The 23,202-nt window shown below is 70.3% G+C and carries 23 protein-coding genes; 9 read left to right on the top strand and 14 right to left on the bottom strand.

The genetic code is table 11. From position 1 onward, the window contains the following. Window positions 1-114 precede the first annotated feature (114 nt). A complete protein-coding gene (locus AAC944_RS09945) occupies window positions 115-1,944 on the top strand; it encodes a DUF8508 domain-containing protein (protein ID WP_030619157.1) in 1,830 nt (609 codons plus the stop codon). Here AAC944_RS09945 and AAC944_RS09950 read toward each other — a convergent pair. The 12 genes from AAC944_RS09950 to AAC944_RS10005 all read right to left on the bottom strand — a co-directional run bounded on the left by AAC944_RS09950 (window position 1,934) and on the right by AAC944_RS10005 (window position 11,640). Further along, on the bottom strand, window positions 1,934-2,752 hold the full coding sequence (locus tag AAC944_RS09950) for an EI24 domain-containing protein (RefSeq protein WP_030619158.1): 819 nt from the start codon (window positions 2,750-2,752) through the stop codon (window positions 1,934-1,936). The two genes, AAC944_RS09945 and AAC944_RS09950, sit on opposite strands and share 11 nt — an antisense overlap. Window positions 2,753-2,853: 101 nt before the next feature. Further along, the gene (gene dapD, locus AAC944_RS09955; protein ID WP_030619161.1) at window positions 2,854-3,843 is read right to left on the bottom strand and encodes a 2,3,4,5-tetrahydropyridine-2,6-dicarboxylate N-succinyltransferase; all 990 of its coding nucleotides are present in this window, start codon (window positions 3,841-3,843) and stop codon (window positions 2,854-2,856) included. Between the two features lie 9 nt (window positions 3,844-3,852). After that, window positions 3,853-4,461: a TetR/AcrR family transcriptional regulator gene (locus tag AAC944_RS09960; RefSeq protein WP_051872056.1), complete on the bottom strand. Its 609-nt coding sequence runs from the start codon at window positions 4,459-4,461 to the stop codon at window positions 3,853-3,855. Further along, window positions 4,461-4,781 (bottom strand): DMT family transporter, encoded by a 321-nt coding sequence (locus AAC944_RS09965; protein WP_030619165.1) that lies wholly within the window; start codon window positions 4,779-4,781, stop codon window positions 4,461-4,463. Before AAC944_RS09965 ends, AAC944_RS09960 begins: the two co-directional genes overlap by 1 nt. A 121-nt stretch (window positions 4,782-4,902) precedes the next feature. After that, window positions 4,903-5,265 (bottom strand): metal-sulfur cluster assembly factor, encoded by a 363-nt coding sequence (locus AAC944_RS09970; RefSeq protein WP_030619167.1) that lies wholly within the window; start codon window positions 5,263-5,265, stop codon window positions 4,903-4,905. Then, a complete protein-coding gene (gene sufU, locus AAC944_RS09975) occupies window positions 5,262-5,720 on the bottom strand; it encodes a Fe-S cluster assembly sulfur transfer protein SufU (RefSeq protein WP_030619169.1) in 459 nt (152 codons plus the stop codon). Before sufU ends, AAC944_RS09970 begins: the two co-directional genes overlap by 4 nt. 20 nt (window positions 5,721-5,740) lie before the next feature. After that, entirely contained in the window at window positions 5,741-6,997 is a 1,257-nt protein-coding gene (locus AAC944_RS09980; RefSeq protein ID WP_030619171.1) for a cysteine desulfurase, read from the bottom strand. Continuing rightward, window positions 6,994-7,758, bottom strand: a complete 765-nt coding sequence (gene sufC / locus AAC944_RS09985; RefSeq protein ID WP_030619173.1) for a Fe-S cluster assembly ATPase SufC — start codon at window positions 7,756-7,758, stop codon at window positions 6,994-6,996. The genes AAC944_RS09980 and sufC overlap by 4 nt, the downstream gene beginning before the upstream one ends. Before the next feature lie 7 nt (window positions 7,759-7,765). Further along, on the bottom strand, window positions 7,766-8,089 hold the full coding sequence (locus tag AAC944_RS09990; RefSeq protein ID WP_030619174.1) for a bifunctional 3-phenylpropionate/cinnamic acid dioxygenase ferredoxin subunit: 324 nt from the start codon (window positions 8,087-8,089) through the stop codon (window positions 7,766-7,768). Beyond that, window positions 8,086-9,267: a Fe-S cluster assembly protein SufD gene (gene sufD, locus AAC944_RS09995; protein WP_030619176.1), complete on the bottom strand. Its 1,182-nt coding sequence runs from the start codon at window positions 9,265-9,267 to the stop codon at window positions 8,086-8,088. Before sufD ends, AAC944_RS09990 begins: the two co-directional genes overlap by 4 nt. 88 nt (window positions 9,268-9,355) lie before the next feature. After that, window positions 9,356-10,777 (bottom strand): Fe-S cluster assembly protein SufB, encoded by a 1,422-nt coding sequence (sufB, locus tag AAC944_RS10000; RefSeq protein WP_030619177.1) that lies wholly within the window; start codon window positions 10,775-10,777, stop codon window positions 9,356-9,358. After that, the gene (locus AAC944_RS10005) at window positions 10,774-11,640 is read right to left on the bottom strand and encodes a helix-turn-helix transcriptional regulator (protein WP_030619178.1); all 867 of its coding nucleotides are present in this window, start codon (window positions 11,638-11,640) and stop codon (window positions 10,774-10,776) included. The genes sufB and AAC944_RS10005 overlap by 4 nt, the downstream gene beginning before the upstream one ends. A 162-nt stretch (window positions 11,641-11,802) precedes the next feature. On the opposite strand from AAC944_RS10005, the gene AAC944_RS10010 reads away from it, so the two are divergent. From AAC944_RS10010 to AAC944_RS10020, 3 genes are all read left to right on the top strand, one after another. Beyond that, window positions 11,803-12,765 (top strand): ABC transporter ATP-binding protein, encoded by a 963-nt coding sequence (locus AAC944_RS10010; protein WP_030619180.1) that lies wholly within the window; start codon window positions 11,803-11,805, stop codon window positions 12,763-12,765. Between the two features lie 53 nt (window positions 12,766-12,818). After that, window positions 12,819-13,535, top strand: coding sequence for an ABC transporter permease (locus tag AAC944_RS10015; RefSeq protein WP_051872062.1), 717 nt, complete (start codon window positions 12,819-12,821; stop codon window positions 13,533-13,535). Window positions 13,536-13,619: 84 nt separating this feature from the next. Next, window positions 13,620-14,609: a COX15/CtaA family protein gene (locus AAC944_RS10020; protein WP_030619184.1), complete on the top strand. Its 990-nt coding sequence runs from the start codon at window positions 13,620-13,622 to the stop codon at window positions 14,607-14,609. A gap of 89 nt (window positions 14,610-14,698) precedes the next feature. Here the strand turns inward: AAC944_RS10020 and AAC944_RS10025 are convergent, their stop codons facing one another. Further along, on the bottom strand, window positions 14,699-15,055 hold the full coding sequence (locus AAC944_RS10025) for a hypothetical protein (RefSeq protein ID WP_078888755.1): 357 nt from the start codon (window positions 15,053-15,055) through the stop codon (window positions 14,699-14,701). A gap of 89 nt (window positions 15,056-15,144) precedes the next feature. After that, window positions 15,145-16,110 carry a heme o synthase gene (locus AAC944_RS10030; RefSeq protein WP_030619187.1) on the bottom strand — a complete coding sequence of 322 codons (966 nt, stop codon included), beginning with the start codon at window positions 16,108-16,110 and terminating at the stop codon, window positions 15,145-15,147. A gap of 438 nt (window positions 16,111-16,548) precedes the next feature. Between AAC944_RS10030 and tkt the strand changes: the two genes are divergently transcribed. The 5 genes from tkt to pgl are packed head-to-tail and all read left to right on the top strand — an operon-like array spanning window position 16,549 to window position 23,158. Beyond that, on the top strand, window positions 16,549-18,636 hold the full coding sequence (tkt, locus tag AAC944_RS10035) for a transketolase (RefSeq protein WP_030619189.1): 2,088 nt from the start codon (window positions 16,549-16,551) through the stop codon (window positions 18,634-18,636). Between the two features lie 34 nt (window positions 18,637-18,670). Then, complete coding sequence (tal, locus tag AAC944_RS10040; RefSeq protein ID WP_030619191.1) at window positions 18,671-19,789, top strand: transaldolase; 1,119 nt, start codon at window positions 18,671-18,673, stop codon at window positions 19,787-19,789. Between the two features lie 5 nt (window positions 19,790-19,794). Further along, window positions 19,795-21,318, top strand: a complete 1,524-nt coding sequence (gene zwf / locus AAC944_RS10045; RefSeq protein WP_030619192.1) for a glucose-6-phosphate dehydrogenase — start codon at window positions 19,795-19,797, stop codon at window positions 21,316-21,318. Further along, window positions 21,315-22,379 carry a glucose-6-phosphate dehydrogenase assembly protein OpcA gene (gene opcA, locus AAC944_RS10050; RefSeq protein ID WP_030619194.1) on the top strand — a complete coding sequence of 355 codons (1,065 nt, stop codon included), beginning with the start codon at window positions 21,315-21,317 and terminating at the stop codon, window positions 22,377-22,379. The genes zwf and opcA overlap by 4 nt, the downstream gene beginning before the upstream one ends. After that, window positions 22,376-23,158, top strand: a complete 783-nt coding sequence (gene pgl, locus AAC944_RS10055) for a 6-phosphogluconolactonase (RefSeq protein WP_030619197.1) — start codon at window positions 22,376-22,378, stop codon at window positions 23,156-23,158. The genes opcA and pgl overlap by 4 nt, the downstream gene beginning before the upstream one ends. Window positions 23,159-23,202 lie beyond the last annotated feature (44 nt).

Below are 23,202 nucleotides of genomic sequence, written 5' to 3' on the forward strand. Positions count from 1 at the left end.
TACACCGGACGAGCCTTGACAACTTCCGTGCGCACGCAAGAGATTGACGCGCGTAGCGGACCGACCTCCGATACGCAGTTCCTCCCTCGTTTCCCCACACCTCCGGAGGCCACCATGCCGTCCCGCCGTACGCTCCGCAGACCGCTCACGCTCGCCTCGGTGGCCGCCGCTGCCGTCGCCGCCGGGCTGCTCGCCGTTCCGCAGTCCGCCGCGGCCGCGGACGCCAGGATCCACGACATCCAGGGCAGCACCCGCATATCCCCGCTGGCCGGGAAGCAGGTCACGGGCGTGCCCGGCGTCGTCACCGCCGTACGCTCCTTCGGGTCGGCGCGCGGCTTCTGGTTCCAGGACCCGCACCCGGACCGGGACCCGGCCACCAGCGAGGCGGTCTTCGTCTTCACCGGGAAGCAGACCCCGGACGTCGCCGTGGGCGACGCGGTGGAGGTGACCGGCACGGTCACCGAGTACTACCCCGGCGGCAAGGACGCGGGGCTGCAGTCCGTCACCGAGATCACTGGCGCGAAATGGACGGTGACCTCGGCGAAGAATCGTCTCCCCGCGGCCTTCCGGCTGAGCCCGTCGTCCGTGCCGAATCGATACGCCCCGGACCACGGCGGCAAGGACATCGAGCCGCTGAAGCTGCGGCCCGGCTCGTACGCGCTGGACCGCTACGAGTCGCTGGAGGGCATGCGGGTCGCGGTCTCCGACGCGCCGGTCGTCGGCCCCACGACCTCCTACAACGAACTGTGGGTGACCGCCGAGCCCAAGCACCGGCGCACCGCCCGCGGCGGCACGCTCTACTCCTCGTACGCCGACCCGAACGCGGGCCGCCTCAAGGTCACCTCGCTCATCCCGTTCGCCGAGCGGCCCTTCCCGGTCGCCGACGTCGGTGACGCGCTGACCGGCACCACCGCCGGGCCGCTGGACTACGACAACTTCGGCGGCTACACGATCGAGGCCACGGACCTGGGCGCGCTCGCCGACCACGGGCCGTCCCGCGAGACGACCCGCAAGCAGTCGGCCGACGAGCTGTCGGTCGCCACGTACAACGTCGAGAACCTCTCACCGAAGACCGCCCGGGCCAAGTTCGACCGGCTGGCCGAGGCGCTGGTGAAGAACCTCGCCTCGCCCGACATCGTGGCTCTGGAGGAGGTCCAGGACGACAACGGGCCCACGAACGACGGAGTCGTGTCCGCGGACGCCACGCTGAAGAAGCTCACCGACGCCGTCGTGAAGGCCGGCGGCCCGGCGTACAAGTGGGCCCAGATCGACCCGGCCGACGACCAGGACGGCGGCCAGCCGGGCGGCAACATCCGCGTCGCCTTCCTCTACGACCCCGAGCGGGTCTCCTTCACCAGCGCGCCCGGCGGCGACGCGACGACCCCGGTGCAGGTCGGGGAGAAGGACGGGCACGCCGCCCTGTCCGTCTCCCCCGGCCGTATCGACCCCGGCAACGCGGCCTGGAAGGACAGCCGCAAACCGCTCGCCGGCCAGTTCTCCTTCCGCGGCGAGCCGGTCTTCGTGGTCGCCAACCACTTCAACTCCAAGGGCGGCGACCAGGGGCTGGACAGCCGTTTCCAGCCGCCGGCCCGCACCTCCGAGACCCAGCGCGTCGCGCAGGCCGAGGCCGTGCGCGGCTTCGTGCAGGACGTCCTCGCCGTCGACCCGAAGGCGGCCGTGATCGTCGCGGGCGACCTGAACGACTACCAGTTCTCACCGGCGCTCAAGAAGCTCACCGCGGGCGGCGTCCTCACCGACCAGGTGAACCGGCTCCCGAAGGCCGAGCGCTACGGCTACGTCTACAACGGCAACTCCCAGGCCCTGGACCACATGCTCACCAGCCCGGCCCTGACCCGTACCGACTACGACATCGTCCACCTCAACGCTGAATTCGCCGACCAGGCCAGCGACCACGACCCGCAGGTGCTGCGCGTCAGGCCCTGAATCCGGGGTGCGGCGCGGGCACTTCCCCCGCGCCGCCCGCGGGCCCCTGCTCAGGTTCCGGGTCCGCCGCCGGCTGCGGCACCAGCTCCCGTACCAGCAGCGTCGCGCCCGCGACCGCGCCCGGCATCAGGACCACGGCGACGAACGGCACCAGGAAGAGCAGGACGAGCGGGGTGCCGAAGCCGACGGCGAGCGCCTTGCGGCCGCGCAGCAGCCGCATCCGCTCGCGCACCGGAATGCCGCGGCGCTGCAGGGCGACCGAGGTCAGCTCGACGGTGAGGAAGAAGCCGGAGACGCAGAAGCCGATGGCCGGGATCACGGTCTGGCCGATGACCGGCAGGAAGCCCAGGACGAAGAAGAGCAGTCCGAACCCGGCGGCCCGCAGCAGCACGTACACGCTGTCCTTGACCGCGATCCACACCTCGCGCCAGAGCGGCAGGTCCGGGCCCTCGGGGCAGTCCCCCTCGGACTCCTCGACCTTTTCCGACAGCGACTCGTAGAACGGGTCGCCGATCACCAGCGTGACGGCGGTGAAGGTGAGGACGGACAGCAGCAGGCCGCCCGCCACGAGCAGCGCGACGAACAGCCCGCGCACCAGCCCCTGCCAGGGCGAGCCCCAGCCGTCGGCGAACGGTGTCGCCCAGCCGGCGATGTCGTCCGCCCAGAAGAAGAAGACGGTCAGCGCGACCGCGTACAGCACCAGGGTGACGAGCGCGGGCAGCAGCCCGAAACCCCACCACCGGCCGTGCCGCGCGACCCAGCGCTGCCCCTTGCCCCAGTAACCCAGCCCCGCCACAAGATCACGCATACGGTCACCCTATCGGGGGCCACCGACAATGCCGAAGGCCCGTGCGCTCCGGACGGGATCCGGGGCGCACGGGCCGTTCGGCGGTGCCGTGGACGTGCGGCTCAGTTGTGGTGCAGCACGTCGTTCAGGCCGCCCCACTCCGCGTTGTTCGGACGGGCCTCCACCACGCCGGTGGTCGAGTTGCGGCGGAAGAGGATGTTGTCCGCGCCGGACAGCTCGGCGGCCTTGACGATCTGGCCGTCGGGCATCGTCACGCGGGTACCGGCGGTGATGTAGAGACCCGCCTCGACCACGCACTCGTCGCCGAGCGCGATGCCGACACCGGCCTCGGCGCCGACCAGGCTGCGCTCGCCGATGCGGATGCGCTCCTTGCCGCCGCCGGAGAGGGTGCCCATGGTGGACGCGCCGCCGCCGATGTCGGAGCCGTCGCCGACCACCACGCCCTGGCTGATGCGGCCCTCGACCATGGAGGAGCCCAGCGTGCCGGCGTTGAAGTTGACGAAGCCCTCGTGCATGACGGTGGTGCCGGCCGCGAGGTGCGCGCCCAGGCGGACCCGGTCGGCGTCGGCGATGCGGACGCCGGACGGGGCGACGTAGTCGGTCATCCGCGGGAACTTGTCGACGCCGAAGACGGCGAGGTGCAGGCCCTCGGCGCGGGCGTTCAGCCGCACGGTCTCCAGCTGGTCGACGGCCACCGGGCCGAGCGAGGTCCAGGCGACGTTGGCCATCAGGCCGAAGATGCCGTCGAGGTTCTGGCCGTTCGGCTGCACCAGGCGGTGGCTGAGCAGGTGGAGACGGAGGTAGACGTCGTGCGCGTCCAGCGGCTTGTCGTCGATCGAGGAGATGACCGTGCGCACGGCCACGATCTCCACGCCGCGGCGGGCGTCGGCGCCGAGCGCCTTGGGCGCGGCCTCGCCGAGCAGTTCGGCGGCGCGCTCGGCGGTCAGCCGCTCGGTACCGGCCGGGCCGGGCTCGGCGACGAGCTCGGGCGCCGGGAACCAGGTGTCCAGGACGGTGCCGTCGGTGGTGACGGTGGCGAGTCCGGCGGCGACGGCGCCGGTCGTACGGGAGGAGGCTGCTGCTTCGGTCATGCGGAAAACCTAACCGGCGCGCCCCCGGCCTGGCGAACCGGTCTCAGCCGTCAGACGTGCGCGGACCGGCACCGGCTGCTCGCCGGTCACCCGGGCCACCTCGGCCCGTACCTCGTCCCGGTCGAACGGCCGGCCGGTGAGGAGCAGCTGCAGCAGCAGCCCGTCGATCAGCGCGCCGAGCACCCGGGCCGTACCGAGGTCGGTGTACCGGGCGAGCACCTCCAGCGTGCTGTCCAGCCATTCGGCGGCCACCGGGCTCAGCGCGGGCCGCCGCAGCGCCGCGAGGTAGAGCTCGTACTCCATCCGCACCCGGCCGCGCCGCTCGTCGTCCATGTACGCCTGGAGCAGGTCGGCGATCCGGTCCGCGAGCGGCGCTTCCCGCTCCAGGTACGCCGTCCAGCTCGCCACCGCGGTGCCCGACTCGCCGCACACCTGCCGCAGCGCGGCCACCAGCAGGTCGTCCAGGGACGCGAAGTGGTACGTGGTCGAGCCCAGCGGCACGTCCGCGGCGCGGGCCACCACGCGGTGGCTGAGCGCCCCGATGCCCTGCTCCTCGGCCACCCGGATCGCCGCGTCGATGATCCGCTGCCGCCGCTCGGGGTCGTAGCGCCGGGGCATCAGTGCGCCCCGCCCAGGTTCAGCACGACCACGCCGACGATGATCAGCGCGATGCCGATCAGCCGTGCCGCGTTCGCCGCCTCCCCGAGGAACAGCATCCCTATGGCGGCGATCACGGCGGTCCCGGCGCCGGACCAGATCGCGTACGTGGTCCCCACGCTCATCGTCTTCAGCGTCTGCGCGAGCAGCACGAAGGCGACCAGGTACCCCGCCGCGGTGCCGAGCGAGGGCCACAGCTTGGTGAACCCGTCGCTGTACTTCATCGCGGTGGTGGCCAGCACCTCCACCAGAATCGCCGCACCCAGCGTCACATAGGCCATGCGTACAAGCGTACACAACGATGCGTACGGGCGTACACAACCTGATCGACGAGGCACGGAAAACGGCCGTGCCCGCCAGGTGTCCTGGCGGGCACGGCCGAAAAACCGGTCGACGGGCGGCTCAGACGTTGAACCCCAGCGCGCGCAGCTGCTCGCGGCCGTCGTCGGTGATCTTGTCGGGGCCCCACGGGGGCATCCAGACCCAGTTGATCCGCAGCTCGTTGACGATGCCGTCGGTGGCGGACTTCGCCTGGTCCTCGATGACGTCGGTCAGCGGGCAGGCCGCCGAGGTGAGCGTCATGTCGATGGTGGCGATGTTGGCGTCGTCGATGTGGATGCCGTAGATCAGGCCGAGGTTGACCACGTCGATGCCCAGCTCGGGGTCGACGACGTCGTACAGGGCCTCGCGGACCTCTTCCTCGGTGGCCGGCTTCAGGGCGGCTGCCCCGGCCGGCGCCTCCGTGGCGCTTGCGTTCTCGGTCATGCGGTCTTCGCCTCCTCGGAGAGGGCCTTGGCCGTCGCGTCCTTCCACGCCATCCAGCTCAGGAGGGCGCACTTGACGCGGGCGGGGTACTTCGAGACGCCGGCGAACGCGACGGCGTCCTCCAGCACCTCCTCCATGGCGTCGTCGGGCTCGATCTGGCCCTTGGACTGCATCAGCTCCAGGAAGGTCTCCTGGATCTGCTGTGCCTCGCCGAGCTGCTTGCCGACCAGGAGTTCATTGAGGACGGAGGCGCTGGCCTGGCTGATGGAGCAGCCCTGGCCGTCGTAGGACACGTCTTCAATGGTCGCGCCGTCCAGGCGGACGCGCAGGGTGATCTCGTCACCGCAGGTCGGGTTGACGTGGTGCACCTCGGCGTCGCCGTCCCGCAAGCCCCGGCCGTGCGGGTGCTTGTAGTGGTCCAGGATGACGTCCTGGTACATGGAATCCAGCTTCACGGGTCAGTCAGTCCTCGTCCTCATCCGAAGAAATTACGGACGTGCTCCAGGCCGTCGACCAGGGCGTCGACCTCGGCCGGGGTGGAGTACAGATAGAACGACGCTCGTGTCGTCGCAGGAATTCCGTACCGCAGGCAGACCGGCCGCGCGCAGTGGTGGCCGACCCGGACCGCGATGCCCTGCTCGTCGAGCACCTGCCCCACGTCGTGCGGGTGGATGTCACCGAGCGTGAAGGAGATCGCGGCGCCCCGGTCCTCGGCCGTGGTCGGGCCGATGATCCGCAGGTCGGGGACCTCCAACAGCCGCTTCACCGCGTACTCGGTGAGCGCGTGCTCGTGCTCGGCGATCCGCTCCATGCCGATGGAGTTGAGGTAGTCCACCGCCGCGCCGAGGCCGACGGCCTGGGCGATCGGGGGCGTGCCCGCCTCGAACTTGTGCGGTGCCGGGGCGTACGTGGAGGAGTGCATCGAGACGGTCTCGATCATCTCGCCGCCACCGAGGAACGGCGGCAGGTCCTCCAGCAGCTCCTGGCGGCCCCACAGCACGCCGATGCCGGTCGGGCCGCACATCTTGTGGCCGGTGAAGGCCACGAAGTCGGCCTGGAGCGCCTGGACGTCCAGCGGCATGTGCGGCGCGGCCTGCGAGGCGTCGAAGACGACCAGCGCGCCGACGTCCTGCGCCTTGCGGACGATCGCCTCGACGGGGTTGACCGTGCCCATGAGGTTGGACACCAGGGTCAGGGAGACGACCTTGGTCTTCTCCGTGATGATCTCGTCGATGTTCGAGAGGTCGAGCCGGCCGTCCTCGGTCAGCCCGAACCACTTCAGCTTCGCGCCCGTGCGCTGCGAGAGCAGCTGCCACGGCACGATGTTGGAGTGGTGCTCCATCTCCGTGATGACGATCTCGGTCTCGTGGTCCACCCGGTAGGGCTCATCGGCCCAGCCCAGCATGTTCGCGACGAGGTTGAGCGACTCCGAGGCGTTCTTGGTGAAGATCACCTCGTCGCGGCTCGGTGCGTTGATGAACTCGGCGACCTTGTCGCGAGCACCTTCGTACAGCGCCGTGGCCTCCTCGGCGAGCACATGCACGCCGCGATGGACATTGGCGTTGTAGCGTTCGTAGTACTCGCTCAGCACGTCGATGACCTGGCTGGGCGTCTGCGAGGTCGCAGCGCTGTCCAGGTAGACGAGCTTCTTCCCGTCGTGGAGCTCACGCCCCAGGATGGGGAAGTCCTTACGGATCGCCTCTGTGTCGAGGAGGCCCGGCAGCTGTGTCACGCGGTTGCGCCACCCTTCACGTACGCCTCGTAGCCCTCGGCCTCCAGCTTGTCCGCCAGCTCCGGGCCACCGGACTCGGCGATCCGGCCGTTGGCGAACACGTGGACGTGGTCGGGCTTGATGTAACGGAGGATCCGCGTGTAGTGGGTGATCAGCAGGGTGCCGACCTCACCGGTCTCGCGGACCCGGTTGACGCCCTCGGAGACGATGCGCAGCGCGTCGACGTCCAGACCGGAGTCGGTCTCGTCGAGGATCGCGATCTTCGGCTTGAGCAGCTCCAGCTGGAGGATCTCGTGGCGCTTCTTCTCACCGCCGGAGAAGCCCTCGTTGACGTTGCGCTCGGCGAACGCCGGGTCCATGTTGAGGCGCTCCATGGCCTCCTTGACCTCCTTGACCCACGTCCGCAGCTTGGGGGCCTCGCCGCGGACGGCGGTGGCGGAGGTGCGCAGGAAGTTGGAGACGGAGACGCCGGGGACCTCGACCGGGTACTGCATGGCGAGGAAGACGCCGGCGCGGGCGCGCTCGTCGACGGACATCTCCAGGACGTCCTCGCCGTCGAGGGTGACGGTGCCGCCGGTGATCGTGTACTTGGGGTGACCCGCGAGGGAGTACGCGAGGGTGGACTTGCCGGAGCCGTTGGGGCCCATGATGGCGTGCGTCTCGCCCTGCTTCACGGTCAGGTCGACGCCCTTCAGGATCTCGCGCGGGCCGTTCTCGGCCTCGACGGAGACGTGCAGGTCGTGAATCTCAAGCGTTGCCATGGGGAACTCAGGACTCCTGGGTGACGGAGACGAGCACGTCGTCCCCTTCGATCTTTACGGGGTATACGGGGACGGGCTGCGTCGCGGGAAGGCCGGACGGCTTGCCGGTGCGGAGGTCGAAGCTGGAGCCGTGCAGCCAGCACTCGATGGAGCAGTCCTCCACCTCGCCCTCCGAGAGGGAGACGTTCGCGTGCGAGCAGATGTCGTTGATCGCGAACACCTCGCCCTCGGTGCGGACGACCGAGACCGGGGTGCCGTCGAGCTCGACCCGCTTGGGGGTGTCCTCTTCGAGCTCGCTCAGCCCACAGGCTCGTACGAAGTTGGGGGTCATGCCACCGACGCTTCCAGTTCGGCCTCGATCTTGGCGATGAGGCGCTCCTCGACGTCCGGGAGGCCGATCTGCTGGACCAGCTCGGCGAAGAAGCCGCGGACCACCAGGCGGCGGGCCTCCTCGGCGGGGATGCCGCGGGCCATCAGGTAGAAGAGCTGCTCGTCGTCGAAGCGGCCGGTCGCCGAGGCGTGGCCGGCACCGACGATCTCGCCGGTCTCGATCTCCAGGTTCGGCACCGAGTCCACCCGCGCGCCGTCGGTGAGGACGAGGTTGCGGTTGAGCTCGTAGGTGTCCGTGCCGGTCGCCGCCGCGCGGATGAGGACGTCACCGATCCAGACGGCGTGCGCGTCCTCGCCCTGGAGGGCGCCCTTGTAGACGACGTTGGAGCGGCAGTTGGTCGCCTCGTGGTCGACGAAGAGACGGTGCTCCTGGTGCTGGCCGTTGTCGGTGAAGTACAGGCCGTAGAACTCAGCCTCACCGCCGGGGCCCGCGTACGTCACGCGCGGGTTCAGCCGGACCAGGTCGCCGCCGAAGGTGACGATCACGGACTTGAAGGAGGCGTCCCGGCCGACCAGGGCGTTGTGCTGGCCGGCGTGGACCGCGCTGTCGTCCCAGTCCTGGACGGAGACGACGGTCAGCTTGGCGCCGTCACCGAGGAGGTAGTCGACGTTGGCGGCGAGCGTGGCGTCACCGGTGTGGTCGATGACGACGACGGCCTCGGCGAAGGCGCCCAGCTCGATGACCTGGTGGCCGTAGGCGACCCCGCCCTCGCCGTGGACGGCGATGCGGATGGGCTCGCTGAGCACGGTCTCCTTGGGCACGGAGACCACGGAGGCCTTCTCGAAGGAGCTGTAGGCCTGCGCGGCGACGCGGTCGATGGGCTTGCCGGCCTTGCCGACCCGCGCGTCGTCCCGGTCCGCGGCCTCGACCGTCACGCCCTCCGGCGCGTTGATCTCGACCGTGATGCCGCCGGTGGCGGTGGCGGTGCCGTCGTGGAGGCCCTTCAGGCGCTCCAGCGGCGTGAAGCGCCACTCCTCCTCGCGGCCGTGCGGCACGGGGAAGTCCGCCACGTCGTAGGACGGCGGGGCGCTCATCCGGGTGGCGACGGTGGACTCCGCGGCCACCGCGATCGAACCGGCGGTCGTCGAACCGGCCGGGATGTTCTGAGCCTCAGCCATGGCTGTCGTGTAGCTCGCTTTCTGGATCAAGAAGTTTGCTGCGGGGGGGGTGGGCCGGGTGCGCGGACCCGGCCCGGGACGGCTCGGGTCAGCCGACCGCGCCCTCCATCTGCAGCTCGATCAGCCGGTTGAGCTCCAGCGCGTACTCCATGGGCAGCTCGCGGGCGATGGGCTCGACGAAGCCGCGGACGATCATCGCCATGGCCTCGTCCTCGGACAGGCCGCGCGCCATCAGGTAGAAGAGCTGGTCCTCGCTGACCTTGGAGACGGTCGCCTCGTGGCCCATGGACACGTCGTCCTCGCGGACGTCCACGTAGGGGTAGGTGTCCGAGCGGGAGATCGTGTCCACCAGCAGCGCGTCACAGAGCACGTTGGACTTGGCGCCCTCGGCGCCCTCACCGATCTCGATCAGGCCGCGGTAGGAGGTCCGGCCGCCGCCTCGCGCCACCGACTTGGAGACGATGTTGGAGGAGGTGTTCGGAGCCATGTGGACCATCTTGGCGCCGGCGTCCTGGTGCTGGCCCTCGCCCGCGAAGGCGATGGACAGCGTCTCGCCCTTGGCGTGCTCGCCCATCAGGTAGACGGCCGGGTACTTCATCGTCACCTTGGAGCCGAGGTTGCCGTCGACCCACTCCATGGTCGCGCCTTCGTAGGCCACGGCACGCTTGGTGACCAGGTTGTAGACGTTGTTCGACCAGTTCTGGATCGTCGTGTAGCGGCAGCGGCCGCCCTTCTTGACGATGATCTCCACGACGGCGGAGTGCAGCGAGTCCGACTTGTAGATCGGCGCCGTGCAGCCCTCGACGTAGTGGACGTAGGCGTCCTCGTCGACGATGATCAGCGTCCGCTCGAACTGGCCCATGTTCTCGGTGTTGATCCGGAAGTAGGCCTGCAGCGGGATGTCGACGTGCACGCCCGGGGGCACGTAGATGAACGAGCCGCCGGACCACACCGCGGTGTTCAGCGAGGCGAACTTGTTGTCACCCGCCGGGATCACCGTGCCGAAGTACTCCTTGAAGAGCTCCGGGTGCTCCTTGAGCGCGGTGTCGGTGTCCAGGAACAGGACGCCCTGCTGCTCCAGGTCCTCACGGATCTGGTGGTAGACGACCTCGGACTCGTACTGCGCGGCGACACCGGCGACCAGGCGCTGCTTCTCCGCCTCCGGGATGCCGAGCTTGTCGTAGGTGTTCTTGATGTCCTCCGGCAGCTCCTCCCAGCTGGCAGCCTGCTGCTCGGTGGAGCGGACGAAGTACTTGATGTTGTCGAAGTCGATGCCGGAGAGGTCCGAGCCCCAGTTCGGCATGGGCTTCTTGTCGAAGAGCTTCAGGCCCTTGAGGCGAAGCTTGAGCATCCACTCCGGCTCGTTCTTCTTCGCCGAGATGTCGCGGACGACCTCCTCGGAGAGGCCGCGCTTGGCGGACGCGCCGGCGACGTCGGAGTCGGCCCAGCCGTATTCGTACTTGCCCAGACCCTCGAGCTCAGGGTGAGCAGTCTCCGTGGGGAGCGTCATGCGGGGTTCCTCCCGGCCGTGCTTGCAGATGCGGTGGTGGTCTTGGTGATGCGGTGATCGGCCTTGCCGGTGGCCTTCGGTGTCCGCGGCGGGCCCTGGGCCTTGGGGGTGCCCTGGGCGGTCGCCTTCGGTACGAAGGTCGTGCAGACACCGTCGCCGTGGGCGATGGTGGCAAGACGCTGCACATGGGTCCCGAGCAGGCGCGAGAAGACCTCGGTCTCCGCCTCGCACAGCTGAGGGAACTGCTCGGCCACATGGGCGACCGGGCAGTGGTGCTGGCAGAGCTGTTCACCTTGCTGCAGATGGGGGGCGCTGCGCGCCGTAGCAGCGTACCCGTCCGCGCTCAAGGCCTTCGCCAGGGCCTTCGTGCGCTCCTCGGGGGACGCGGCCTCGACCGCCGTGCGGTACTCCTCCGCCTGGGCCTCCAGCCGGGCGCGGGCGAACTCCGCGACCGCGGCCTCGCCGCGCTCGCCGCCGCCCGCGCTCTGCGCGATCCAGCGCAGCGCGTCGGAGGCCAGGCTGTCGTACGCCTGGTCGAAGGCGTCCCGGCCGCAGTCGGTCAGCGCGAAGGCCCTCGCGGGGCGGCCCCGGGAACGCGTGCCGTACACCCGCTTCTCGCGGGGCTCGACGACGCCCTCGGCCACGAGGGCGTCCAGATGGCGGCGTACGGCGGCCTGCGTCAGCTCCAGCCGCAGTGCCAGCTCGGCGGCGGTGGAGGGGCCGTGGTCCAGGATGGAGCGGGCGACGCGATTGCGCGTGCCGTGCGCTTCGTCCTGCCCGGTGACCTGCGCAGAAGCGGAGGTCACCGGCCCGGCGGCCGGGCCGGCCACGGGCTCCTGTCGATCCTCGCTCGCGTATTTCACAACGCCATTGTTGCGTAATTCTTCAGACCAGGACAAGCCTCGCCCGGCCGTGCGCGTGGTGGCCTCTATCACTTAGGTTCCCCTAAGTGCAAGGCCGCCTCGCGTCGGATACGCGGGAGCCCCCGTGGGAGCCGAGGGGCGCCCCTTCGTAGACTGCCGGTCATGCGCAGCACCTCTCCGGGGGACACCCCCCGGACCCACGGGCGAGAGCCTGCCGTCGAGGTCACGGGACTGGTCAAGCGGTACGGCACCAAGACCGCCGTGGACGGCCTGGACCTCACCGTCGCCCGCGGCACCGTCACCGCCGTCCTCGGCCCGAACGGCGCCGGCAAGACCACCACCGTCGAGACCTGCGAGGGCTACCGCCGCCCCGACGCGGGCACCGTCCGCGTCCTGGGCCTGGACCCCGTCGCCGACGCCGCCGCGCTGCGCCCCCGTATCGGCGTGATGCTGCAGTCCGGGGGCGTGTACGCGGGTGCCCGCGCCGAGGAGATGCTGCGGCACACCGCCTCGCTGCACGCCCACCCCGTCGACGTGGACCTCCTGATCGAGCGGCTGGGCCTGGGCTCCTGCGGCCGGACGAACTACCGGCGGCTCTCCGGCGGCCAGCAGCAGCGCCTGGCGCTCGCCATGGCCGTCGTCGGCCGCCCCGAGCTGGTCTTCCTCGACGAACCGACCGCGGGCCTGGACCCGCAGGCCCGCCACGCCACCTGGGACCTCGTACGGGAGCTGCGTACGGACGGCGTCAGCGTGGTGCTGACCACCCACTTCATGGACGAGGCCGAGCAGCTCGCCGACGACGTCGCGATCATCGACGGAGGCCGGGTCATCGCCCAGGACAGCCCCGAGGCCCTGTGCAAGGGGGGCGCGGAGAACACCCTGCGCTTCACGGGCCGGCCGGGCCTGGACCTCGGCTCGCTTCTGAAGGCGCTGCCCGCGGACTGCGCGGCGGCCGAGCTGACGCCCGGCGCGTACCGGGTCACCGGCACGATCGACCCGCAGCTGCTGGCCACCGTCACCTCCTGGTGCGCGCAGAACGGCGTGATGCCGGACCGCATAGCGGTCGAGCGGCACACCCTGGAGGACGTCTTCCTCGAGCTGACCGGTAAGGAGCTGCGCGCGTGAGTACGACCACGGGTGTGTTCACCCCGAAGCCGGGCGCGGCGCCGCTTCCCCGGATGATCCGCGCACAGGCGCTCCTCGAAACGAAGATGCTGCTGCGCAACGGGGAGCAGCTGCTGCTCACCGTGATCATCCCGACGCTCCTCCTGGTGCTGTTCTCCGCCGTCGACATCATCGACACAGGAGCGGGGAAGTCCGTCGACTTCCTGGCGCCCGGCATCCTCTCGCTCGCCGTGATGTCCACCGCCTTCACCGGCCAGGCCATCGCCACCGGCTTCGAGCGGCGCTACGGGGTGCTCAAGCGGCTCGGCGCCTCGCCGCTCCCCCGCTGGGCCCTGATGACCGCCAAGACCTGCTCCGTGCTGGTCACGGAGGTCCTGCAGATCGTGCTGCTGACCGTGGTCGCCTTCGCGCTCGGCTGGTCCCCGCACGGCAACCCCGTATGGGTCGTCCTGCTGCTGGTCCTCGGTACGGCGGCGTTCTCCGGGCTCGGCCTGCTGATGGCCGGCACGCTCAGGGCCGAGGCCACGCTCGCCGCGGCCAACCTGGTCTTCCTGCTCCTGCTGGTCGGCGGCGGCGTCATCGTGCCGCTGGAGAAGTTCCCCGGCGCGGTGCAGTCCGTGCTCCAGCTGCTGCCGATCTCGGCGCTCTCGGACGGGCTGCGCGACGTCCTCCAGCACGGTGCGGGACTTCCCCTGGCGGACCTCGGCATCCTCGCCGTGTGGACCGTGCTCGGTCTGGGCGCGGCGGCGGAGTTCTTCCGCTGGGAGTGACGTCCGGGCCACGCGGAGTACACGGTACGCACCGTTTCGCACCCCTCGTGAAAAGACGCACAAGCCGCCGCCTACGATGAGCCCGTGCCGAATTCGCTGAATCCCCTGGAGCAGATCGCCCGTCGCTGGCAGCCGTCGGCTGCCTTCGTGCGACGCGCCGCGCTCGCCACGGTTGTCATGGCCGTCGTCATCGTCGTGACCGGCGGCGCGGTCCGGCTCACCCAGTCGGGCCTGGGCTGCTCCACGTGGCCCCAGTGCACCCCCGGCAGCCTCACGCCGACCCATGAGATGGGCATCAACGGCATCATCGAGTTCGGCAACCGCCTGCTCACCTACGTGCTGTGCGCGGTCATCGGCCTCTTCATCATCGCCGCCCGCGCCCGCCACCCCCGGCGCCGCTCGCTCACCCGCCTGGGCTGGGCGCAGTTCTGGGTCGTCATGGGCAACGCCGTGGTCGGCGGCATCACCGTACTGACCGGCCTGAACCCGTACATCGTCAGCTCGCACTTCCTGGTGTCCTCGGCGCTGCTCACGGTCGCGGTCATCTCGTGGCGGCGGGCCTCCGAGGGCGACGACGAGCCGCGCGACCTGGTCGCCCGGCCCGTCCGCCAGCTCTCCTGGCTGCTGGTGCTGGCCACCGCCGCACTCACGGTGATCGGCACGGTCGTCACGGGCGCCGGCCCGCACGCCGGTGACGCGCGCAAGGTGCACCGCATCCCGCTGGACTGGCAGGAGATCACCCAGCTGCACGTGGACTTCGTGTACATCGTGGTCGGCCTGAGCGTCGCCCTGTGGTTCACGCTCCGTGCGGTCAAGGCGCCCGCGGCGCCGCGCCGGATGCTCCTCGAGCTCTTCGGCTGCCTCGCCTTCCAGGGCGTCATCGGCTACGTGCAGTACTTCCTGCACCTGCCGGAGCTGGTCGTGGGCATCCACATGTTCGGCTCGACGCTGGTGTGGATCTGCGTGCTGCGGGTCTTCCTCTCGCTGCGCGAGCGCGGCCCGCTCGCGGCCGTTCCGGCCCCCGCCGGGGACCAGGAGCCGCTGGCGGCCCCCAAGGCCACCACGGCCGCCTGAGGCACTCTCAGCACACGTACGAAAGCCCGCCGGCCACGGCCCTCGGAAGAGGACCGTGGCCGGCGGGCTTCTGCGTGCGCGCGGCAGGTTCAGCCGTTGGAGGGGCCGCCCACCTGGATGCCGGCCATCCGCGACCACTCGTACGGGCCGGTGCGGACCTTGGCGGCCAGGTCGCCGTCGAAGTCGTCGTGAAGGGTCACCCCGGCCAGCTCGGCGGCCTTGCGGGCGGCCGCCTGGGAGGGGGCGACGAGGTTGCCCCACTCGCCGTTGCCGCCGACGAGGGCGACGCGCACCCGGCCGCGCCCTATGTGGGCGAGCTGGCCCTCGGCGCTGCCGCCGTGGGACCCGGCGAAGTTCCGCATCTCACGGGCGAGCCTCGCCGCCTGCTTCTCGGAGCGCTTGTCCAGCTGCTCGTCCGCCTGCTTGGTGTCTGCCATGAGCCGCATGCTACCCGCCGGTAACAGAACGCGGAAGAGGCCGCCCGCCGAACGGCCTCACGGCCACCGGCGCACGGCCTCCACGGCAGGACCGGGGCTCAGAAGCGCAGGAACGGGTCCACCGCGACCGCCACGAAGAGCAGCGACACGTAGGTGATGGACCAGTGGAAGAGCCGCATCTCCTTGAGCTTGGCGCCGGTGACCTCCGCCTTGGCGCGGGCCTGCAGGGCGTGCGCCTCCTTCAGCCAGAAGGCCCCGCACAGCACGGCCACGATCGTGTAGAACCAGCCCGTGTAGCCCAGCGGCTGCAGCAGCAGCGACACGCCGACCATCACCCAGCTGTAGAGGACGATCTGCCGCGCGACGACCTTGTTCGAGGCGAGGACGGGGAGCATCGGCACGCCGACACGCGCGTAGTCCTCCTTCACCTTCATGGACAGCGGCCAGTAGTGCGGCGGCGTCCAGAAGAACATCACCATGAAGAGGACGATCGGCGCCCAGGACATCGAGTTGGTCACGGACGACCAGCCGATGAGGACCGGCAGGCAGCCGGCGATGCCGCCCCAGACGATGTTCTGGGAGGTACGGCGCTTCAGGATCATCGTGTAGACGACCACGTAGAAGAGCAGCGCGCCGAGCGAGAGCCAGGCCGAGAGCCAGTTGACGGTCAGTCCGAAGAGGAGCGTCGAGATCACGGCGAGCGAGATGCCGAAGACCAGGCACTCGCGCGGGCTGACCATGCCGGTGACCAGCGGACGTTGCGACGTGCGGTCCATGAGCGCGTCGATGTCGCGGTCGATGTACATGTTCAGCGCGTTGGCGCCGCCCGCCGAGAGGTAGCCGCCGACGCAGGTGAGCAGCACCAGCGTCAGGTCGGGCACGCCCTGTTCGGCGAGGAACATCACCGGAACGGTGGTGATGAGCAGCAGCTCGATGATCCGCGGCTTGGTCAGTGCCACGAATGCCATGACCCGGGCCCCGAACGGCCGGTTCACGGGACCGGGATTCCCCGGGCTCCGAGAGAGCGCCCCCGCAGGACGGGATTCGACGGCCGTCACGCACACCCCTGGAAGTAACTTCTGCGGCTGGCGCCGCGGAGATAAGGCCAGCAAGCACAGCCGGGCGGTGAAGGCCCGGTGAAGACTTGCGCGTACCACGCCACTCTAGACGTTGCGGGTAGCGCGATCTTCGCGGGGGTCGGGTCGTGTTGGCTTCGCCCCGGCCGGAAGGAATGGCACCCGAGTGCCCGGACACGCGGATGTTCAGCGGGCGAAAGGGGGCTCGTGACGGCAGTCTGATCCTGGGGCCGACACCCCCTGTCTCCTGGGCGTTCACCTGCTCATTCGGGCGCTCGTTCGGTGCCTTGAAAACTCATGTGTTGCAGGGGGCGCCGAGCGGGGTTCCGGCGGAAAAATGCGGCTCCCGCGAAGGTAGGCTCGACAACGTCCGAGGGCATTTCCGACCCCCGGCATTCGACATGTGGAGAGGAGCCCTGACCCAGGGTGAGCACCAAGCCGACCACCACAGGTCTTGAGTGGACCGAAATGGACCAGCGGGCCGTCGATACCGTCCGCGTTCTGGCCGCAGACGCCGTGCAGAAGGTCGGTAACGGCCACCCGGGCACGGCCATGAGCCTCGCTCCTGCCGCCTACACCCTCTTTCAGAAGGTCATGCGGCACGACCCCGCCGACGCGGACTGGACCGGCCGTGACCGGTTCGTGCTGTCCGCCGGCCACTCGTCCCTGACCCTGTACATCCAGCTGTACCTGGCCGGTTTCGGCCTGGAGCTGGACGACCTGAAGGCCTTCCGCACCTGGGGCTCGAAGACCCCCGGCCACCCGGAGTACGGCCACACCGTGGGTGTGGAGACCACCACCGGCCCGCTGGGCCAGGGCGTGGCCAACGCGGTGGGCATGGCGATGGCCGCCCGGTACGAGCGTGGCCTGTTCGACCCCGAGGCGGCCGCCGGCACCTCGCCGTTCGACCACCACATCTACGTGATCGCCGGCGACGGCTGCCTCCAGGAGGGCATCTCGGCCGAGGCGTCCTCCATGGCCGGGCACCAGAAGCTCGGCAACCTGATCATGCTGTGGGACGACAACCACATCTCGATCGAGGGCGACACCGAGACCGCGATCTCCGAGGACACCGAGAAGCGGTACGAGGCGTACGGCTGGCACGTCCAGCGCGTCGAGCCCAAGGAGAACGGCGACCTCGACCCCGAGGCGCTGTACGCGGCGATCGAGGCGGCCAAGGCCGTGACCGACCGCCCGTCCTTCATCGCGATGCGCTCGATCATCGCCTGGCCGGCCCCGAACGCCCAGAACACCGAGGCCGCGCACGGCTCGGCGCTGGGCGCCGACGAGGTCGCCGCCACCAAGCGCGTCCTCGGCTTCGACCCCGAGAAGGACTTCGAGGTCGCCGACGAGGTCCTGGCGCACACCCGTGCGGCGCTGGACCGCGGCCGTGACGCCAAGGCCGAGTGGGAGAAGTCCTTCGGCGAGTGGCGCACCGCCAACCCCGAGCGTGCGGCCGAGTTCGACCGCATCCGCGCGGGCGAGCTGCCGGCCGGCTGGGAGGAGCACCTGCCCTCCTTCGAGACCGGCAAGGCCGTGGCCACCCGTGCCGCGTCCGGCAAGATCCTGCAGGCGCTGGGCGGTGTGATCCCCGAGCTGTGGGGCGGCTCCGCCGACCTCGCGGGCTCGAACAACACCACCATCGACAAGAACTCCTCGTTCCTGCCGGTGGGCAACACCCTGCCCGAGGCCGACCCGTACGGGCGTACGATTCACTTCGGTATCCGCGAGCACTCCATGGCCGCGGAGATGAACGGCATCGCGCTGCACGGCAACACCCGCATCTACGGCGGCACCTTCCTGGTGTTCTCCGACTACATGCGCAACGCCGTACGCCTGTCGGCCCTGATGCACCTGCCGGTCACGTACGTGTGGACGCACGACTCGATCGGTCTGGGTGAGGACGGCCCGACCCACCAGCCGGTGGAGCACCTGGCCTCGCTGCGCGCCATCCCGGGCCTGAACGTGGTCCGTCCGGCGGACGCCAACGAGACCGCGCTGGCCTGGCGCGAGGTCCTCAAGCGCTGGACCAAGGAGTTCGGCAAGGGCGCCCCGACCGGCTTCGCGCTGACCCGTCAGGGCGTGCCGACGTACGAGGCGAACGAGAACGTGGCCAAGGGCGGTTACGTCCTGTTCGACGCCGAGGGCGGCGAGCCCGAGGTCGTGCTGATCGCCACCGGCTCCGAGGTGCACCTCGCGGTCGAGGCGCGTGAGCAGCTGCAGGCCGCGGGCGTTCCGACGCGCGTCGTGTCGATGCCGTGCGTGGAGTGGTTCGAGGAGCAGGACCAGGCGTACAAGGACAGCGTGCTGCCGCCGGCCGTCAAGGCTCGCGTCGCCGTCGAGGCGGGCATCGGCCTGACCTGGCACAAGTACGTGGGTGACGCCGGCCGCATCGTGTCGCTGGAGCACTTCGGCGCCTCCGCCGACGGCAAGGTCCTCTTCCGCGAGTTCGGCTTCACGCCCGAGAACGTGGCCGCCGCCGCGCGGGAATCGATCGACGCCGCCGCGCGCTGACGTCCATAGACGACAAGTAGGAGATGCAATTCCCATGACAGACGCACTCAAGCGCCTTTCCGACGAAGGCGTTGCGATCTGGCTGGACGACCTGTCGCGCAAGCGCATCACGTCCGGCAACCTCGCCGAGCTGATCGACCAGAGCCACGTGGTGGGTGTCACCACCAACCCGTCGATCTTCCAGAAGGCGATCTCCTCCGGTGAGGGCTACGAGCAGCAGGTCTCCGACCTCGCGGCCCGCAAGGTCACCGTCGAGGAAGCCATCCGCATGATCACCACCGCGGACGTGCGGGACGCGGCCGACATCCTCCGTCCGGTCTTCGACGCCACCGACGGCCAGGACGGCCGGGTCTCCATCGAGGTCGACCCCCGTCTGGCGCACCACACGAAGGCGACCGTCGCCGAGGCCAAGCAGCTCGCCTGGCTGGTGGACCGCCCGAACACCCTCATCAAGATCCCGGCGACCAAGGCCGGTCTGCCCGCGATCACCGAGGTCATCGGCAAGGGCATCAGCGTCAACGTCACGCTGATCTTCTCGCTGGAGCGCTACCGCGAGGTCATGGACGCCTACCTGGCCGGCCTGGAGAAGGCCAAGGCCATGGGCCTGGAGCTGGACAAGATCCACTCCGTGGCGTCCTTCTTCGTGTCCCGCGTGGACACCGAGATCGACAAGCGCCTGGACGGCATCGGCACCGACGAGGCCAAGGCCCTCAAGGGCAAGTCGGCCCTCGCCAACGCCCGGCTGGCCTACCAGGCGTACGAGGAGGTCTTCTCCTCGGACCGCTGGGCCGCCCTGGAGAAGGCCGGCGCCAACAAGCAGCGTCCGCTGTGGGCCTCCACCGGTGTGAAGGACCCCGAGCTCAAGGACACGCTGTACGTCGAGCAGCTGGTCGCGCCGAACACGGTCAACACCATGCCGGAGGCCACCCTGGAGGCCACCGCCGACCACGGCGAGATCACGGGTGACACCGTGAGCGGCGGGTACCAGGAGGCGCAGGCCGACATCGACGCGCTCGCGAAGCTGGGCGTCTCGTACGACGAGGTCGTCCAGCTCCTGGAGGACGAGGGCGTCGACAAGTTCGAGTCGGCCTGGAACGACCTGCTCAAGTCGACCGAGGCGGAGCTGAAGCGCCTCGCTCCTTCGGAGGGCTGAGACTCTTGTCAAGCAGCAATCCGCTGCGTGACGCCGCGGACCGACGGCTCCCGCGTATCGCGGGGCCGTCGGGCCTCGTCATCTTCGGCGTCACGGGCGATTTGTCACGTAAAAAGCTGATGCCTGCCGTTTACGACCTGGCCAATCGCGGCCTGCTGCCGCCGGGCTTCTCGCTCATCGGCTTCGCCCGCCGCGACTGGGAGAACGAGGACTTCGCCCAGGTCGTCCACGACGCGGTCAAGGAGCACTCGCGGACCCCGTTCCGCGAGGAGGTCTGGCAGCAGCTCAGCCAGGGCATGCGCTTCGTCCAGGGCAACTTCGACGACGACCAGGCCTTCGAGACGCTCAAGAGCACGATCCAGGACCTGGACAAGGCCCAGGGCACCGGCGGCAACTTCGCCTTCTACCTGTCCGTGCCCCCCAAGTTCTTCCCCACCGTGGTCCAGCAGCTCAAGAACCACGGGCTGGCCGACCAGAAGGAAGGCTCCTGGCGCCGTGCGGTCATCGAGAAGCCCTTCGGCCACGACCTGGAGAGCGCTCGCGATCTCAACCGCATCGTCCACGAGGTCTTCCCGCCCGATTCGGTCTTCCGGATCGACCACTACCTCGGCAAGGAGACGGTCCAGAACATCCTGGCGCTGCGCTTCGCCAACACGATGTTCGAGCCGCTGTGGAACCGCTCCTACGTGGACCACGTACAGATCACGATGGCCGAGGACATCGGCATCGGCGGCCGGGCCGGCTACTACGACGGCATCGGCGCGGCCCGTGACGTGATCCAGAACCACCTGCTCCAGCTGCTCGCGCTGACCGCCATGGAGGAGCCCGCCTCCTTCGACGCGGACGCGCTGGTCGCGGAGAAGGCCAAGGTCCTCGGCGCGGTCCGGCTGCCCAAGGACCTGGGCAAGGAGACGGTCCGCGCGCAGTACGCGGAAGGCTGGCAGGGCGGCGAGAAGGCCGTCGGCTACCTCCAGGAAGAGGGCATCGACCCCAAGTCGAAGACCGACACCTACGCCGCGGTCAAGCTGGGCATCGACAACCGCCGCTGGGCGGGCGTGCCCTTCTACCTGCGCACCGGCAAGCGCCTGGGCCGCCGCGTCACCGAGATCGCGGTCGTCTTCCAGCGCGCCCCGCACTCCCCCTTCGACCACACGGCCACCGAGGAGCTGGGGCAGAACGCCCTGGTCATCCGGGTGCAGCCGGACGAAGGCGTGACGGTGCGGTTCGGCTCGAAGGTCCCGGGCACCTCGATGGAGGTACGGGACGTCTCGATGGACTTCGCGTACGGCGAGTCCTTCACGGAGTCCAGCCCCGAGGCGTACGAGCGCCTGATCCTGGACGTCCTCCTCGGAGACGCCAACCTCTTCCCGCGCACGGAGGAGGTCGAGCTGTCCTGGAAGATCCTCGACCCGATCGAGCAGTACTGGGACACGCACGGCAAGCCCGCGCAGTACCCGGCGGGTACCTGGGGACCCGTCGAGGCGGACGAAATGCTCGCACGAGACGGACGGAGCTGGCGTCGGCCATGAAGATCGACCTCACCGAAACCACGGCCAGCAAGATCAACAAGGCGCTGGTCCAGGGCCGCCGTGCCATCGGCACCCCGGCCGTGGGCATGGTGCTCACCCTCGTCATCGTCACCGACGAGGAGAACGCCTACGACGCCCTCAAGGCCGCCAACGAGGCCTCCCGCGAGCACCCCTCGCGCACCCTGGTCGTCATCAAGCGCGTCAGCCGCTCGCCGCGGGGCCGCGCCCAGGCCCGCCTCGACGCCGAGGTACGGGTCGGCGCGGACGCCGGCACCGGCGAGACGGTCGTGCTGCGGCTGTACGGCGAGGCCATCAACCACGCCCAGTCGGTCGTGCTGCCGCTGCTGCTGCCGGACGCCCCCGTGGTGGTCTGGTGGCCCGTCGGCGGCCCGACGAACCCGGCGGCCGACCCGCTCGGCGCGCTGGCCCAGCGCCGCGTCACCGACACCTACGCCGCCGAGCAGCCCGTCCAGGAGCTGACCGCGCGCGCCGAGGCCTACACCCCCGGCGACACCGACCTGGCCTGGACCCGCATCACGCCCTGGCGTTCGATGCTGGCCGCCGCGCTCGACCAGCAGCCGAGCGAGGTCACCTCGGTCACGGTCGAGGGCGAGGAGTACAACCCCAGCTGCGAGCTGCTCGCCATGTGGCTCGCCGACCGGCTGCACGTCCCCGTCCAGCGGACGCTCTCCGCGGGCCCCGGCCTGACGGCCGTCCGGATGGAGACCAAGAACGGTCCGATCGTGCTGGACCGTGCGGACGGCGCGATGGCCACCCTGTGCATGACCGGCCAGCCGGACCGCTCGGTGGCGCTGCAGCGGCGGGAGACCGCCGAGCTGCTCGCCGAGGAGCTGCGCCGGCTGGACCCGGACGACACCTACGCGTCCGCGCTGAAGTTCGGCGTGGAGCGGCTGGGCGAGTACAAGGAAGGGCTCCCGGGCGAATCGGCGAAGACCGCCGAGGACGCCGAGCGGGAGGCCGAGGCGCAGTCCGCCGAGGACGCCCCCAAGGGCAAGGCCGCGGCGAAGAAGACGCCGGCGAAGAAGGCGGCCGCCAAGTGAGCGCGCCGCAGGTCGTCGTCCACCGCGACAAGGAGCTGATGGCCAAGGCGGCGGCGGCCCGGCTGATCACGAAGATCGTGGACGCCCAGGCCGCGCGTGGCTCGGCCTCCGTCGTCCTGACGGGCGGCCGCAACGGCAACGGGCTGCTCGCGGCCCTCGCCGAGGCGCCGGCCCGGGACGCGGTGGACTGGTCCCGGCTGGACCTGTGGTGGGGCGACGAGCGGTTCCTGCCCGAGGGCGACCCGGAGCGCAACCACACCCAGGCCCGCGAGGCGCTGCTGGACGGCGTCCCGCTGGACCCGGCGCGGGTGCACGTGATGCCGCCGTCCGACGGCGGGTACGGCAACGACGCGGACGCCGCGGCCGAGGCGTACGCCGCCGACCTGGCCGCCGCTGCCGGGCCTGAGGACCACGGCCCGGTCCCGTCCTTCGACGTCCTCCTCCTGGGCGTCGGCCCGGACACCCACGTCGCCTCGCTCTTCCCCGAGCACCCGGCGGCGCGGGAGACCGAGCGGACGGTGGTCGGCGTGCACGGCGCGCCCAAGCCGCCGCCCACCCGGATCTCGCTGACCCTGCCCGCCATCCGGGCGGCGCGGGAGGTCTGGCTGCTCGCGGCGGGCGAGGACAAGGCGAACGCGGCCGCGATGGCCCTGTCCGGTGCCGGTGAGATACAGGCACCGGCGGCGGGCGCGTACGGCCGCAGCCGTACGCTCTGGCTGCTGGACGAGGCGGCCGCCTCCCAGCTGCCGCGCGGGCTGTACCCGCCGGCCTCGGCCTGAGCCCGCACGGCCGTATCTGCGCGAGGGGCCCCGCACCGGACGAC

The sequence above is a fragment of the Streptomyces sclerotialus genome, from assembly GCF_040907265.1.
GTDB lineage: Bacteria > Actinomycetota > Actinomycetes > Streptomycetales > Streptomycetaceae > Streptomyces > Streptomyces sclerotialus.